The sequence below is a fragment of the Methylobacterium platani genome (genome assembly GCF_001653715.1).
In the GTDB taxonomy this organism is placed as follows: Bacteria; Pseudomonadota; Alphaproteobacteria; order Rhizobiales; family Beijerinckiaceae; genus Methylobacterium; species Methylobacterium platani.
The window spans coordinates 66,583-79,863 of record NZ_LWHQ01000040.1 but is presented as its reverse complement, the minus strand read 5'-3'; the positions used below and the strand labels follow the sequence as shown (position 1 = coordinate 79,863).

Genomic DNA, 13,281 nt, shown 5'->3' with positions numbered 1-13,281 from the left:
CGTCCTCGTCGTCGACGACGACCCCCTGGTGCTCGAGAACAGCGCCGCGATGCTGGAGGATCTCGGCCACCGGGTGATCGAGGCGCGCTCCGGCCAGGAGGCCCTCGCGCTGGCGCGGCGGGCCCGCACCCTCGACCTGGTGCTCACCGACCACGCCATGCCGGAGATGACCGGCCTTCAGCTCGCCGAGCGTCTCGCGGCCGAGCGGCCGGGCCTCAAGGTGATCCTCGCCACCGGCTACGCCGACCTCGGCGCCGACGGGGCCGCCCGCCTGCCGCGGCTCGCCAAGCCCTACGACCAGGCGGCGCTCGCCCGGATGATCGAGGCGGTGGTGCGGGGGGCGGAGGAGGGCGTCCCGGACGAGCCGGTCGTGGTGCCGTTCCCGAAGAGCGCGTGAGCGGCGGCGCCGATCGTCCCGGGACCGGCGCAGCGCAGGCCGGGTTCGGGGGAGCTTCCCCTCCGGCTCGCGACCTCATCCCGACAGGCTGGTTGGGCGATTTCTCTCGCGGTAAAAAAACTCGCTGGTCAGGAACATGCAAATTTCATCGACGGAGAAATCGCTCGAACAGGTTCCGAGGATGAGGGTTGAGGGTTGGACGTCCCTGACCGTCCGGATTTCACCGATGGAAAAAACCGCCCAAACAGGCCCTCGGGACGAGGGTTGCGGGCCGGGATCGCGATCGTCCGTGGAGACGGGGGACCGGGCTCCACGGACGCGGCGCGATCCCGCCAGGCGGACGGGATGCGGCGGACGAGACCGTTTCCGTCCGTCGGCTCAGGCCGCCGGCGCCTTGCGGGCCTTGGCCTCGCGCAGCAGCGCCAGCCCCTCGGGCCCGAGATCGACGGCGAGGCGCAGCACCTCGTCGGCATAGGCCTGGGGGGTGGTGCCGGCCTGCTTGGCCGCGCGCGCGAGGCGCAGGCCCAGGCCCCCCTCGACCGGGATCGAGGTGCCGCGGGGCGCGGGCTCGGGCAGAGCCGTCGGCGCCGGCGCGGCGGCCGGGGGGGCGGCCGGCGCGCGGGCCGGGGCGATGTCGGCCCGCGGCGGCAGGCCGAGGCCCTGGCGCCGCCCCTGTGCCGCCAGCCGGTCGGCGCGCTCGTTGCCGGCCTCGCCGGCATGGCCCTTCACCCAGACCCAGCGCACGTCGCGCCGCGCCGCCAATTCGTCGAGGCGCTGCATCAGCTCGACGTTCTTCACCGGCCCGGTGGTGGTGCGCCAGCCCTTGAGCTTCCAGCCGCGGATCCACTCGGTGACCGACTTCACCACGTACTGGCTGTCGCACCGCATCTCGATCGCGGCGCCCTCGGGGAAATGCTCCAGCGCCCGGATCGCCGCGGTCAGCTCCATGCGGTTGTTGGTGCTCTGCGGGTCGCCGCCGCACAGCTCGACGGTGCCGTCCGGTGCCTGGATCACCACGCCCCAGCCGCCCGGCCCGGGATTGGGATCGCAGCCGCCGTCGGCATACACGATGGTTCGCATGGCTGCCTTTTCGTCTCGAACGTCATGACGGAACGCGGCCGCGCCCCGGCCTCCCGCGGGAGGAGGCGGGCTGCCGGCCGCGCGGGCACCTTCGGCCCGGAATGGTGAACAAATACCCAGCCGCGCCCGGCCGCAACCCGGCGGGCCCTGGCACGGCGCTTGCGGCCCGGCCAGGATGCGCGATGATGAGGCGCCGGCCCGACGCAGGGGCGTCGCGGCCGGCGAGTCGCGCTGACCCTCGGACAGCTCAAGAAGAGACGCGCCCCATGCCAGTCGAGACCGCCGACGACGTCGACGCGATGCTGCCGCCGAGCCGGCTGGTGCCGCTCGCGCTGCAGCACGTGCTGGTGATGTATGCCGGCGCCGTGGCGGTTCCGCTGATCATCGGGCGCGCGCTCGGGCTTCGCCCGGAGGAGGTCGCCTTCCTGATCAGCGCCGACCTGTTCGCCTGCGGCCTCGCGACCCTGATCCAGTCGGCCGGATTCCCGGGCGTCGGCATCAGGCTGCCGGTGATGATGGGCGTGACCTTCGCGTCGGTCGGGCCGATCCTGTCGATGGGGGCGACGCCGGAGGTCGGGCTGCTCGGCATCTACGGCGCGGTGATCGCCTCCGGCGTGTTCGGCCTCGTGGTCGCGCCCCATGTCAGCCGCCTGCTGCCGCTGTTCCCGCCGGTCGTCACCGGCACGATCATCCTGGTCATCGGCATCTCGCTGATGCGGGTCGGCATCAACTGGGCCGGCGGCGGCCAGCCGACGCTGACGAAGATCGTCGACGGCGTCCCGGCCGCGGTGCCGAACCCGAACTACGCTCAGCCCGCCGGCCTCGGCATCGCGCTGACGGTGCTGCTCGTCATCCTCGCCCTGATCCGCTGGGCGCGGGGCTTCCTCGCCAACGTCGCGGTCCTGCTCGGCATCGTCGCCGGCTCGGTCCTGGCGGCGGCCCTCGGCCTGATGCACCTCGACAAGGTGGCGGCGGCGCCCTGGTTCGCCCCCGTCCTGCCGTTCCATTTCGGCTGGCCGCACTTCCACCTCGTGCCGATCGCCACGATGTGCGTCGTGATGATCGTGACGATGATCGAATCGACCGGGATGTTCCTGGCGCTCGGCGAGATCACCGGCCGGCCGGTGTCGCGAGCCGACCTCGCCCGGGGCCTGCGCGCCGACGGGCTCGGCACGCTGCTGGGCGGCATCTTCAACACCTTCCCGTACACCTCGTTCTCGCAGAATGTCGGCCTCGTCGGCGTGACGGGGGTACGCTCGCGCACCGTCACGATCGCCGGGGGCGTCATCCTGCTGATGCTGGGCCTCCTGCCGAAGATGGCCGCCCTCGTCGAGGCGGTGCCGCAGGTGGTGCTCGGGGGAGCGGGGCTGGTGATGTTCGGCATGGTGGCGGCCACCGGCGCGCGCATCCTCACGGCGGTCGACTTCCGGGGGCAGCCGAAGAACCAGTTCGTGGTGGCGATCGCGGTCGGCTTCGGGATGATCCCGCTGGTGGCACCGACCTTCTTCCGCAACCTGCCGCACGCGCTGCACCCGCTGCTCGAATCGGGCATCCTGCTCGCCTCGATCGCCGCGGTCCTGCTCAACGCCTTCTTCAACGGCCTCGGCAGCGCCGAGCGGGCGGGCCGGGACGCATCGGCCGCCGCCGCGGCGGCGGAACACGTCTGATCCGACTTCCAACGCACGAGGTACCGATGACCCTGCTGCACAAGACCTACGGCAAGGGCCGCGTGCGGGTGATGCGCGTCCAGCGCGACGGCGACCGGCACGAGGTGCGCGAGCTGACCGTGACGGCGATGCTGACCGGGGCGTTCGAGCGCACCTTCACCCACGCCGACAACAGCCGGACCGTCTCGACCGACACGATCAAGAACGTCGTCTACATCGTCGCCCGCGAATGCCCGGCCCTGCCGACGGAGGCTTTCTGCCGCGCGGTGGCGCAGCGCCTCCTCGACCGCTACCCGCAGATGGAGACCGCCACCGTGACGGGCCACGAGACCCGCTGGAACCGCCTCGCGGTCGACGGCGCGGCCCACGCCCACACCTTCACGCTCGACGGCAACGGCCAGCCCTTCGCCCGGATCGCGCTCTCCCGCGACGGGGCGAGCGTCGAATCCGGCCTGTCCGGCTTCACCTTCCTCAAGAGCACCGAGTCCGGCTGGGCCGACTACGTCAAGGATCCCTACACCACGATCCCCGAGACCCACGACCGCATCGCGGCGACCAGCATGGAGGCGACCTGGGCCTGGACCGCCGAGCCCGCCGACTACGAGGCCGCCAATGCCCGGATCCTCGACGCGCTCCTACGTGTCTTCTCCGGGAGCTACAGCCACAGCCTGCAGGACAGCCTCTACCGCATGGGCACGGCGGCGCTCGAGGCGGTGCCGGAGATCGCGACGATCACGCTCGCCTGCCCGAACAAGCACTACCTGCTGGCGAATCTCGCCCCCTTCGGACTGGACAATCCGAACCAGGTCTTCGTCGCGACCGACGAGCCGCACGGGCAGATCGAGTGCACCGTGGGGCGGTGAGGGAAGGGTTCAGTGCACCTGCCGCTCAACGAGAAGCACCGCCCCCCTTCCCGGAGGAGTGTGGCGAAGCGGAAGGAGATCCGGGATCCAGCGAGAGACGTGCTGCAAAGCAGCTCCTCGTGTTGCACCGTTTCAGACGGTCGCTTCGCGCGTTGTTGTGCTGGTCCCCGGATCTCCTTTCGCCGATGGTTCGGTCGCCCCGGGAAAGGGGGAGGCGGTCCGCGCGCCCTGCCGTCAATGCCGCGTCGGGTTCGCCCCGACCGTCTCGGCCGTGAGCCAGTCCACCACCTCCGCCAGCGCCTCCCGCGGCGGCAGGCCGCGCCCTTGCGCCTCGGTGAACAGGGCGAGCTGGCGGTCGGCGCTGGTGCCGCGGGCGACGATCCAGCGGGCGAGGTCGAGCTCGGCCTCGCAACCCAGCGCCCGGGCATCCTCGGCGACGAGGGCCAGGGTCTCGCCGAGCACCGTCGCCACCGGCCGTGCAGTCCGGGTCTCCTCGCAGACGAAGCTGCCGTGGATGCCGTAGCGCTGCGCCCGCCAGCAATTCTCCGCCGCGATCGCCTGCGAGGCGCCGGTGAGGTCGCGGTGAAGCGCAGGGTCGCGGGCGAGGCGGCGCACCAGGCAGCGGTAGAGCGCCGCGATGGCGAGCGCGTCGTCGAGGCGGGTGCAGCTGTCGGCGATGCGCAGGTCGAGGCCGGGGCCGGTCGGCGAGGGGCAGACCACCCACCAGACGTGGCGCGGATCGTCGATGGCGCCGGCCGCCACCACCGTGTCGAGGTAGCGGGCGAAATCCGCCTCGTCGCGGAAGAAGGGCGGCAGGAAGCTGCGGGGCAGCTCGCGCGAGGCGGCGAGGCGGTACCCGAGGAGCCCGGTGCGCTGGGCCTGCCAGAACGGCGACGAGGTCGAGAGCGCGAGCAGCAGGGCGAGGTAGGGCTGGACCCGGTTCATCAGGTCGATCCGCGACACGCCCCCGGGCACCCCGACGCCGACGCTGAGGCCGCAGACCACGTTGCGGCTGCCGACCATCTGGAGGTCGCGCAGGACTCGGCCGCGGGCGGCCTGGTCGCGCGGGCGCACCCGGCTCCACAGGGCGAGCGGATGGGTGCCCGAGGCCATCAGGGCGAGGCCGCGGGCGGAGGCCAGCGCCCCGAGGCCGCCGCGCAGGGCGGCGAGCGCGCGCCGCGCCTCGGCGAGGTCGCTCACCGGCTCGATCGCCCAGACGAGCTGCGGCTCCATCAGCTCGGTGCGCACCTGCGGGTAGGCGGTCCGGCAGGCGGCCAGGAAATCGCGGGTGCGGGCCCGGGCGGCGTCGCGCTTGCCCGCATCGTTGATGAACACCTCCTCCTCGAGGCAGACGTCGAATTCCGCTCGCATACGCAAGACCTCCGGGAACGGCGGGCCGCAACGGGCCGGCGACCGTCGCGTCGCGACACGGCCTCGGCCGCGGGGCGGCTCCGATATCAGCGCGTGAAATGAGGCGCGAGCCGGACCGCCCGGCGCCTCGGGCGGGGCGGCCCAAACCCCTTGGCCCCTTGGCCCCTTGGCCCCTCTACCGTCCGTCGCCGAGCACGGCCTGGACCAGGGCCAGCACCGCCACGGCGGCGGTGTCGGCGCGCAGGATCCGCGGGCCGAGCGAGAGGCGGACGGTGTTGCGACGGTCTCCGATCAGGGTGCGCTCCTCCGGCGTGAATCCCCCCTCCGGCCCGATCACAACGGCGAGGGGAACGGCGCCGTTCCCCGCCGCGGCGCCGGCCTGCGCCAGGGCGGCGACCGGATCGGCGACCGGGGCGTCCTCGTCGCAGAACACCAGCAGGCGCTCCGGCGCGAGGGCGGCGAGGGCCTCGGCGAGCGGCGCGGCGTCGCGGATCTCCGGCAGGGCCAGGATGCCGCATTGCTCGGCGGCCTCGACGGCGTTGGCCCGAAGCTTGTCGAGCTTGATCCGGTCGCCCTGCGTGCGCCGGGTCACCACCGGCTGGATCAGGCTCGCGCCCATCTCGACCGCCTTCTGGGCGACGTAGTCGAGGCGGGCCGCCTTCAGCGGCGCGAAGAGGTAGTGCAGGTCGCCCGGCGGATCCTGCGGCCGGGTCTGGGTCCGCAGCACCAGGTCCGCCGCCTTGCGGCCGGTGGGCGCGATCTCGGCACGCCACTCGCCGTCGCGGCCGTTGAAGACCAGTACCGGCTCGCCGGCGTCGCGGCGCAGCACCGAGAGCAGGTAGTTCGCCTGGGCCCGGTCGAGGGTATGCCGCACCCCCTCGCGCATCGGGATGTCGAGGAAGAGCCGGGGAGCGTTGAAATCGTAGGCCGCCATGGCGCCGTGCTCGCCGAGGCGGGGGGCGGATGTCAATTCCCGGGCCGGTCATTCGGCTCGCGGCGCCCGCGCCCCGCCTGTGGCGCCGGCGCAACAAGGGCCCGCGCGCGTCGCCGGAACCGGAACCGGTGGGCCGCCGCCGCACGATGGCGCCACAATCCTGTGCAGAAAGCGCTACGAGGCCGGGAGCGGCATGGAATTCTTCACTATGCCGGGTGCGCCGCCGAGAGAGCGGACGGCCCGGCGAGAGGCCAGAATCTTGAGGCCGGAGCTTTGGGGGATCGGGAGATGACTCGCATGCGTGTGACCGTGGCGGCGCTGGCCGGAAGCCTGCTCGGCGCGACGCTCCTGGGCGGGGCGGCCCAGGCCCAGGCCCAGAACGCCGAGTGCGGGGCGATCCAGAAGACGCTCACCGAGCGCAAGGACATCGTCTCGAAGGTCAACGCCGCCTCGCAGGGCAAGAAGGCGAAGATCACCGCGGCGGCGGCCTGCACCCTGTTCACCAAGCTCCAGGCCAACGGCACCGAGGGCCTGAAGTGGATCACCGCCAACAAGGATTGGTGCTCGATCCCGGATTCCTTCGTCGAGGGCTTCAAGGCGGATCACGGCCGGGTCTCGACCCTGCGCACCAAGGTCTGCCAGGCGGCGGTCCAGCAGGCGGCGATGGAGAAGAAGGCCCGCGCCATGGCGGCCCAGCAGCAGCAGGGCGGCGGGGGCGGCGGCCTCCTCGGCGGCCCCGGCCTGACCGGCAGCTTCCGGGTGCCGCAGGGCGCCCTGTGAACCCCGCGCCCGCGACGACCGCGGCGTCCCCCGCCCGGGCATGAGTCCGGCTCCCGACCGTCCGGTCGCCGACGCGGTCACCGGGCACTGGGTCGACCGGCACGCCCCCGAGGCGGTGCGGCCCTACCTGCGGCTGGCCCGCATCGAGCGGCCGATCGGCTGGTGGCTCCTGCTGCTGCCGTGCTGGTGGTCGGCGGCGCTGGCCGCCGTCGCGGCCGGCCGGCCGGGCCCGAGCCTGTGGCACCTCGCCCTGTTCCTGGTCGGCGCCGTCGCGATGCGGGGCGCGGGCTCGACCTACAACGACATCGCCGACCGCGACCTCGACGCCCGCGTCGAGCGCACCCGGCTGCGGCCGCTGCCGTCGGGGCGCGTGCGGGTGCGCCACGCCCTGATCTTCCTGGTGCTGCAGGCGCTGGTCGGCCTCGCGGTGCTCATGCAGTTCAACCGCACGGCGATCCTCGTCGGCCTCGCCTCGCTCGCGCCGGTCGCGGTCTACCCGTTCATGAAGCGGGTGATGCCGGTGCCGCAGCTGGTGCTCGGCCTCGCCTTCGCGTGGGGCGCGCTGATGGGCTGGGTCGCCCTGATCGGCCGCCTCGACGCCCCGGCCTACTGGCTCTACGCCGGCGCCATCGCGTGGGTGATCGGCTACGACACGATCTACGCGGTCCAGGACATCGAGGACGACGAGATCGCCGGCATCAAGTCGTCCGCCCGCTTCTTCGGCACCCGGGTGCGCCTCGCGGTGGCGGGCTGCTTCCTGGCCTGCGTCCTGTTCATCGGCCTCGCCCTGTCCGGGGCCGGGGCCGGTCCGATCGGTCTCGCCGCGCTCGCGCTGTTCGCCGGCCACCTCGCCTGGCAGGTCGGGCGGCTCGATCCGCGCGACGGCGCGGAGGCGCTGCGCCTGTTCCGCTCCAACCGCGATGCGGGGCTGATCCTGTTCAGCGGCCTCGCCCTCGACGCGATCTGGCAAGGTCTCATGTAGGCCTCGCCCGCCCGCGCGTCAGAGGCTGCCGCCGTCGGTCATCAGCGCCTCGTCGCGGTAGACCAGCGGGCGCAGGGGCAGCCGGGCGGTCTTGCGGCGGGTGAGGAAGCGCGGCCGGCGGTGGTTCAGCAGGCCGTGCCGGCGGCGGATCCGCACCGTGCCGAGCTTCAGCCGGCCGAGCTGCTGGCCCATCGGGGCGACCGCGCCGTCCTCCTGGATCACCACCAGCGGCAGGCCGGTCTCGGCGCCGAGGCGGCGCCACACCGCCACGACCTCGTCGTCGCCGTAGATCCCGAGCCGCATCAGCGGGTCGCCGCTGCGGTCGAGCATCATCACGGCGAAGCGGTCCTCGCCGGCGGCGTCGCTGGCATCGCCGTCGAGGCAGAGGGCCAGGCTGCCGGCGGCGCTGGCGCCCGGCAGGGTGCCGACGATCGGCAGCGCCGACGGCTCGGCCTGGACCGGGCCGCGGTGGATGACCGGGAGCTCGACGTCGCGACGGGCGGCCTGGCTGCCCGAGGAGCGGCGGTTCGAAGAGGGGAATCTGGTGACCATGGATCTGCTCGACGCCCTGTCCGCGTGAGGCGGCGACCTCTGTCGTGTCGTCCGCTGTTGTCACGACTTTGGCCCGGCCCCGGCTCAGAACGCCTTAAAAGGCAGCGTTAAGCGATGGTTGTGGCGAGGCAGATGCGTCGAATGCTCAACGGATCCTTGTCGCGACCCGATTCATTTATCGTTCACCGCCAGTAGACGGCACATCCGCGACGCGAAACGCTTCGCTAAGACAATGCGGCATCGCCGTCGCCGCGGCGTCCTTGTGGCGTCCGGGAGGGGGGCCTACAACGGGAGCGACATCGCCCCGTGCTCGACCCGTGCCCGCCGCGGATCCGCCGGGCGTCTTGCGCGAATCCCTCCCGTCTCGAAACCCCGGCGGTCGACCATGCCTCTTCCCGACGACGTGCGCGCGATCCTGCCCCAGGTCCGGGCGATCATCCGCGAGGCCGCCCTGCTGGCGCTGCCGTATTTCCGGCAGGGCGAGCGCACCAGCGCCCGGGTCTGGAACAAGGCCGGCGGCTCGCCGGTGACCGAGGCCGACGTGACCGTCGACACCTTCCTGAAGGTGCGCCTCAGCGAGCTCATCCCCGGCGCCGCCTGGCTCTCGGAGGAGACCCGGGACGATCCGGTCCGCCTCGCCCACGATCTCGTCTGGATCGTCGATCCGATCGACGGCACCCGCGCCTTCCTGTCGGGCGATCCCGACTGGTCGATCGCCGTCGCGCTCCTCGCCCGGGGCGAGCCGGTGCTCGGCCACGTCGCCGCCCCGGTCACCGCGACGCTCTACGAGGCCGTGGCCGGGGAGGGCGCGACGAAGGACGGGGCGCCGATCCGGGTCTCGGGGCAGGAGGTGGTCGCGGGGGCCCGGGTCACCGGCCCGAAGCCGATGGCCGACCGGCTCGAGCGGGCGATCGGCCTGCCCGGCTCGCTGGTGCGCCTGCCCAGGATCCCGTCGCTGGCGCTGCGCCTGGTGCGGGTCGCCGAGGGCGTGGTCGATGTCGGGCTGGTCTCGTCGGACGCCCGCGACTGGGACCTCGCCGGGGCCGACCTGATCCTGCGCGAGGCCGGCGGCGCCGTCCTCGGCCTCGACGGCCGCGCCCCGGTCTACAACCGCCGCGAGCCGATCCACGGCGAGCTCGTGGCCCTGCCGCAGGCCCTGCGCGAGCCGGTGCTGGCGGGGCTGCGGTAGCGGAAGCGCGCCTGCGACCGGGGAGCGTTCGACCCGCTCCCCCCGTCCGGGACGACCGGAGCGACGGGGAAGGAGAGCCGGGAAAGGGGAGCGGCCTGCGACATCGCACCCGCCGGCGTCCCGTCACGGGTGGCGGCGGAGTCGGGCCGCACTCGAGGGTCAGAACCCGAACGGCTTGACCATACGGTCGAGGGTCAGGATCCGGCGTATTGTCCGTCCGTGACCTGCTCCAGCCATGTCACGGCCTCGCCGTTCAGGCGCTCTTGGATCGCGATGTGCGTCATCGCCGTGGTCGCGGTGGCCCCGTGCCAGTGCCTCTCGTTCGGCTCGAACCAGACGACATCGCCCGGCGCGATCTCCTCGACGGGGCCTCCTTCCCGCTGAACCCATCCGCGACCGACCGTGACGATCAGCGTCTGGCCGAGCGGATGCGTATGCCAGGCCGTCCGCGCACCCGGCTCGAACGTGACGCTCGCCATCGCGACGCGAGCGGGGTCGGGCGCGGTGTGGAGCGGGTCGATCCGCACCACGCCGCTGAACCAGCTGGACGGTCCCGGGCCCGAGGGCCGGCTGCCGCTGCGCTTGATGTCCATGCGATCGTCCTCCCGTCGTTTCCGGAACGCTCCTCAGAGCGACCATCCCCCATCGACCGGGATCGACGCGCCGGTCACGAACGCGCCGAGATCCGAGCACAGCCACAGGACTGCCTCTGCGATCTCCTCGGGCTTGCCCAGCCGTCCCACCGGCTCAAGGTCGATAGCCTTCTGGATGTCACCACCCGTGAAGCGGTCCATCATCGGTGTCTCGACGTTCCCGGGCAGGATGGCGTTCACCCGAATGTTCGCCTTTGCATAGTCGAGGGCAGCCGATTTGGTGAGGCCGATGAGGGCGTGCTTGGAGGCGGCGTAGCTCGCGCCTCCCGCCACGCCCCTGATCCCTGCACCGGACGAGGTGTTGACCACCACGCCCCCGCCCTGGCGCAGCATCTGGCCGATCTCGTGCTTCATGCACACGAACGTACCGCGCAGGTTGATGTCGAGGATCCGGTCCCACTCGTCGAGGGCGATCTCATGGACGGGGGCGGCCTTGTTCTCCACACCCGCGTTGTTGAAGGCGCAATCGAGGCGGCTGAACCGCTCGACGGCGCGGGCGACCGCCGCTTCCACTTCTTCCGGCACGGATACGTCGCAGCGCAGTGCCAGACCCTCGCCGCCCTTCTCTTCGATCTCGGCGCGAACCTGTTCCAGCGCACCCCCCGTGCGATCGGCGATCGCCACTCGTGCGCCCTCGCGTGCAAAGGCGAGGGCGGCAGCGCGGCCGATGCCGCTGGCTGCTCCCGTGATGAAGGCGACCTTCCCGGTGAAACGGCGCATGTCCAGGTCTCTCCGCTGAACTCGATGAGATGCCTGACGTAGACATCACGCGAGCCGCGGATCAGCCCTTCATCCCTCAACGGACCGATGAGCGGATTTCATCGCCGGACGATCTCGCCTCTACAGGTCCAGCGGCTTCACCTCGCGGATCAGGTCGATGAGGAGGCGCAAGCCGATCGGCAGTTGGCGGCGTCCGGGATAGTAGATGTGGAAGCCGGGTCCCCTCGGTGCCCAGTTCGCCAGCGCGACGCGCAACTCGCCGCGCGCGACCGCGGGCTTGACGCACGGCTCGGGAAGATAGGCGAGCCCGCCGCCTGCCGTCGCGAGGGAGAGGGCGAACTGCGTGTTGTCGATGGTCACCGCACCGGGAACGTCGAGTGCGATCTGCTCGTCCGCTCTCTCGAACTCCCACCGGTAGAGGCGATCATCGCCCAGGCGAATGCGCAGGCACCGGTGAGCCGCGAGGTCGCACGGATGATCGGGCGTCCCGTGCCGATCGAAATAGCGTGGCGCACCGACGACCACCCAGCGCAGATCGGCCGACAGGCGCTGCGCTACCATGTCCTGAGGGACCGTTCCGCCGTATCGGATACCCGCATCGGCCCCGGCCTCCACGATGTCGAGCAGATCGTTGGACACTCGAACGTCGATCTCGACCTGCGGGTGGCGCGCATGGAAGAGAGGCACCACGGGGGCGAGCAGCAGCGTGCTCGCATGTTCGAGCACGTTGAGGCGGATGCGCCCGGTCACCGTCTTCGGCTCGCGGTGCTGGTTGAGCAGGTCGAGCGCAGAGCCGATCGCCGCGAACGGGGCGTCCAGCGAAGCGAGCAGATCTTCCCCCGCCGCGGTCAGCGTCACGCTGCGACTGGTGCGATTGACGAGGCGCACGCCGAGGCGCGCTTCCATGACCTTGAGCGCGTGGCTGAGCGCAGAGGCGCTGACGCCAAGCTCCTGGCCAGCCCGCCGGAAGCTACGGTGGCGCGCGATGGCGAGAAAGGTCCCGAGGTCGGCCAGTTCGGTTCGATTGATCCGCATGGAGGCAGTGAAGTGGCTGCTCGCGGGAAAGCAATTCGTATCGCGTCGTGACCGGATCGGAAGCGGAGCCTCTGCTTCCGGATCAAGGACAGAGGTTCGGTGCCCACCCCCGGCGGCCACACGCGGGACTGATCCGGTTGAACTCCGACCCTAGCGCAGCAGCGTCGCCCGCACCCACCAGCCCGGATGGGCGGCGGCGATCGCGCGTGCCGCCGCGACGGCCGAGGCGCGGTGGCCGAACAGCCCGAACACCGTGGCGCCCGATCCCGACATCCGGGCGAGGCGGCAATCCGGCCGGTCGCGGAGCGCCGCCAGCGTGTCGCCGATCACCGGGGCGACCGTGAGGGCGGGGGCCTCCAGGTCGTTGCGGGCCGGGGCGATGCGGGCGATCAGGGCCTCGGGGCCGCCGCCGGCGAGGTCCGGATGCGCCTGCGCGGCCAGCGGATGCGCCTGGCCGACCGTGAGCCCGAGGGCGCGGAAGACCGGCGCCGTCTCGACCGGCACGCCGGGATTGATGAGGACCGCCGGCACGGCCGGCAGGGCGAGGGCGGGTCCCACCGCCTCGCCGGCGCCGCGCATCATCCGGGCCCGCGGATCGAGGCAGACCGGCACGTCGGCGCCGGTGCGGCGGGCCGCCGCCATCAGGGCCGGTTGGTCGGCCGCGAGACCGTTGAGGCGGCCGAGGAGCCGCAGGGCACCGGCCGCATCCGACGAGCCGCCGCCGATCCCCGCCGCCACCGGCAGGCGCTTCACCAGCCGGAACCGCCCGACCGCCAGCCCCGGCACCTCCGCGGCGAGGTGGCGGGCCGCCCGCATCACCAGGTTGTCCCCGGTCGGGCCGGCGGGGCCCGCGGTCGGGCCGGTGACCGCGAGGTCGAGGGCGGGCCCGGGCTCGAGGGTCAGGAGGTCGCCCGCGTTCGAGCCGGCGAACACGACGAGGCTCTCGAGGGCATGGTAGCCGTCGCCGGGACGCCGGCCGAGGACGTGCAGGGTCAGGTTGATCTTGGCGGGCGCGCGGGTGGCGAGGGCAGGCACGTCGTCGTCTCTCGAACGGGCAG

General features: G+C 72.5%; 14 protein-coding genes. 6 read left to right on the top strand and 8 right to left on the bottom strand.

The genetic code is table 11. The annotated features are described in order from the left end of the window. The coding region (locus A5481_RS20660; protein ID WP_156655643.1) for a response regulator at positions 1-397 on the top strand (397 nt) is incomplete at its 5' end. Positions 398-775: 378 nt separating this feature from the next. Here A5481_RS20660 and rnhA read toward each other — a convergent pair. Continuing rightward, complete coding sequence (rnhA, locus tag A5481_RS20655) at positions 776-1,477, bottom strand: ribonuclease HI (RefSeq protein ID WP_048433360.1); 702 nt, start codon at positions 1,475-1,477, stop codon at positions 776-778. 266 nt (positions 1,478-1,743) lie between these two features. Here rnhA and A5481_RS20650 point away from each other — a divergent pair, with 266 nt between their 5' ends. Then, complete coding sequence (locus A5481_RS20650) at positions 1,744-3,144, top strand: nucleobase:cation symporter-2 family protein (RefSeq protein WP_048433361.1); 1,401 nt, start codon at positions 1,744-1,746, stop codon at positions 3,142-3,144. 26 nt (positions 3,145-3,170) lie between these two features. Then, positions 3,171-4,007 carry a factor-independent urate hydroxylase gene (gene pucL, locus A5481_RS20645; RefSeq protein ID WP_048433362.1) on the top strand — a complete coding sequence of 279 codons (837 nt, stop codon included), beginning with the start codon at positions 3,171-3,173 and terminating at the stop codon, positions 4,005-4,007. 234 nt (positions 4,008-4,241) lie between these two features. Here the strand turns inward: pucL and A5481_RS20640 are convergent, their stop codons facing one another. Then, positions 4,242-5,378: a carboxylate-amine ligase gene (locus tag A5481_RS20640; RefSeq protein ID WP_048433363.1), complete on the bottom strand. Its 1,137-nt coding sequence runs from the start codon at positions 5,376-5,378 to the stop codon at positions 4,242-4,244. 175 nt (positions 5,379-5,553) lie between these two features. Continuing rightward, the gene (locus A5481_RS20635) at positions 5,554-6,312 is read right to left on the bottom strand and encodes a 16S rRNA (uracil(1498)-N(3))-methyltransferase (protein ID WP_048433364.1); all 759 of its coding nucleotides are present in this window, start codon (positions 6,310-6,312) and stop codon (positions 5,554-5,556) included. Between the two features lie 288 nt (positions 6,313-6,600). On the opposite strand from A5481_RS20635, the gene A5481_RS20630 reads away from it, so the two are divergent. After that, positions 6,601-7,092, top strand: coding sequence for a hypothetical protein (locus tag A5481_RS20630; RefSeq protein ID WP_082173053.1), 492 nt, complete (start codon positions 6,601-6,603; stop codon positions 7,090-7,092). Between the two features lie 40 nt (positions 7,093-7,132). Next, positions 7,133-8,074 (top strand): 4-hydroxybenzoate octaprenyltransferase, encoded by a 942-nt coding sequence (gene ubiA, locus A5481_RS20625; protein WP_048433366.1) that lies wholly within the window; start codon positions 7,133-7,135, stop codon positions 8,072-8,074. A gap of 18 nt (positions 8,075-8,092) precedes the next feature. On the opposite strand, the gene A5481_RS20620 is transcribed toward ubiA, so the two are convergent. Then, complete coding sequence (locus A5481_RS20620; RefSeq protein ID WP_082173054.1) at positions 8,093-8,626, bottom strand: DUF6101 family protein; 534 nt, start codon at positions 8,624-8,626, stop codon at positions 8,093-8,095. A gap of 385 nt (positions 8,627-9,011) precedes the next feature. Here A5481_RS20620 and A5481_RS20615 point away from each other — a divergent pair, with 385 nt between their 5' ends. Continuing rightward, positions 9,012-9,815, top strand: coding sequence for a 3'(2'),5'-bisphosphate nucleotidase CysQ (locus tag A5481_RS20615; protein WP_048433367.1), 804 nt, complete (start codon positions 9,012-9,014; stop codon positions 9,813-9,815). 194 nt (positions 9,816-10,009) lie between these two features. Here A5481_RS20615 and A5481_RS20610 read toward each other — a convergent pair whose 3' ends face one another. The 4 genes from A5481_RS20610 to A5481_RS20595 all read right to left on the bottom strand — a co-directional run bounded on the left by A5481_RS20610 (position 10,010) and on the right by A5481_RS20595 (position 13,258). Next, complete coding sequence (locus A5481_RS20610) at positions 10,010-10,408, bottom strand: (R)-mandelonitrile lyase (protein WP_048433368.1); 399 nt, start codon at positions 10,406-10,408, stop codon at positions 10,010-10,012. Between the two features lie 33 nt (positions 10,409-10,441). Beyond that, positions 10,442-11,188, bottom strand: a complete 747-nt coding sequence (locus A5481_RS20605) for an SDR family NAD(P)-dependent oxidoreductase (protein WP_048433369.1) — start codon at positions 11,186-11,188, stop codon at positions 10,442-10,444. 120 nt (positions 11,189-11,308) lie between these two features. Next, on the bottom strand, positions 11,309-12,223 hold the full coding sequence (locus tag A5481_RS20600) for a LysR family transcriptional regulator (protein WP_048433370.1): 915 nt from the start codon (positions 12,221-12,223) through the stop codon (positions 11,309-11,311). A gap of 150 nt (positions 12,224-12,373) precedes the next feature. After that, positions 12,374-13,258 (bottom strand): 4-(cytidine 5'-diphospho)-2-C-methyl-D-erythritol kinase, encoded by an 885-nt coding sequence (locus A5481_RS20595; protein ID WP_048433371.1) that lies wholly within the window; start codon positions 13,256-13,258, stop codon positions 12,374-12,376. Positions 13,259-13,281 lie beyond the last annotated feature (23 nt).

Excerpts from the sequence above, each read along its gene's own strand:
- A5481_RS20635 (WP_048433364.1), bottom strand. The coding sequence starts at position 6,312 with ATGGCGGCCTACGATTTCAACGCTCCCCGGCTCTTCCTCGACATCCCG.
- A5481_RS20610 (WP_048433368.1), bottom strand. The coding sequence starts at position 10,408 with ATGGACATCAAGCGCAGCGGCAGCCGGCCCTCGGGCCCGGGACCGTCC.
- A5481_RS20640 (WP_048433363.1), bottom strand. The coding sequence starts at position 5,378 with ATGCGAGCGGAATTCGACGTCTGCCTCGAGGAGGAGGTGTTCATCAAC.
- A5481_RS20630 (WP_082173053.1), top strand. The coding sequence starts at position 6,601 with ATGACTCGCATGCGTGTGACCGTGGCGGCGCTGGCCGGAAGCCTGCTC.
- A5481_RS20650 (WP_048433361.1), top strand. The coding sequence starts at position 1,744 with ATGCCAGTCGAGACCGCCGACGACGTCGACGCGATGCTGCCGCCGAGC.
- ubiA (WP_048433366.1), top strand. The coding sequence starts at position 7,133 with ATGAGTCCGGCTCCCGACCGTCCGGTCGCCGACGCGGTCACCGGGCAC.
- pucL (WP_048433362.1), top strand. The coding sequence starts at position 3,171 with ATGACCCTGCTGCACAAGACCTACGGCAAGGGCCGCGTGCGGGTGATG.
- A5481_RS20600 (WP_048433370.1), bottom strand. The coding sequence starts at position 12,223 with ATGCGGATCAATCGAACCGAACTGGCCGACCTCGGGACCTTTCTCGCC.
- A5481_RS20605 (WP_048433369.1), bottom strand. The coding sequence starts at position 11,188 with ATGCGCCGTTTCACCGGGAAGGTCGCCTTCATCACGGGAGCAGCCAGC.
- A5481_RS20620 (WP_082173054.1), bottom strand. The coding sequence starts at position 8,626 with ATGGTCACCAGATTCCCCTCTTCGAACCGCCGCTCCTCGGGCAGCCAG.
- A5481_RS20615 (WP_048433367.1), top strand. The coding sequence starts at position 9,012 with ATGCCTCTTCCCGACGACGTGCGCGCGATCCTGCCCCAGGTCCGGGCG.
- rnhA (WP_048433360.1), bottom strand. The coding sequence starts at position 1,477 with ATGCGAACCATCGTGTATGCCGACGGCGGCTGCGATCCCAATCCCGGG.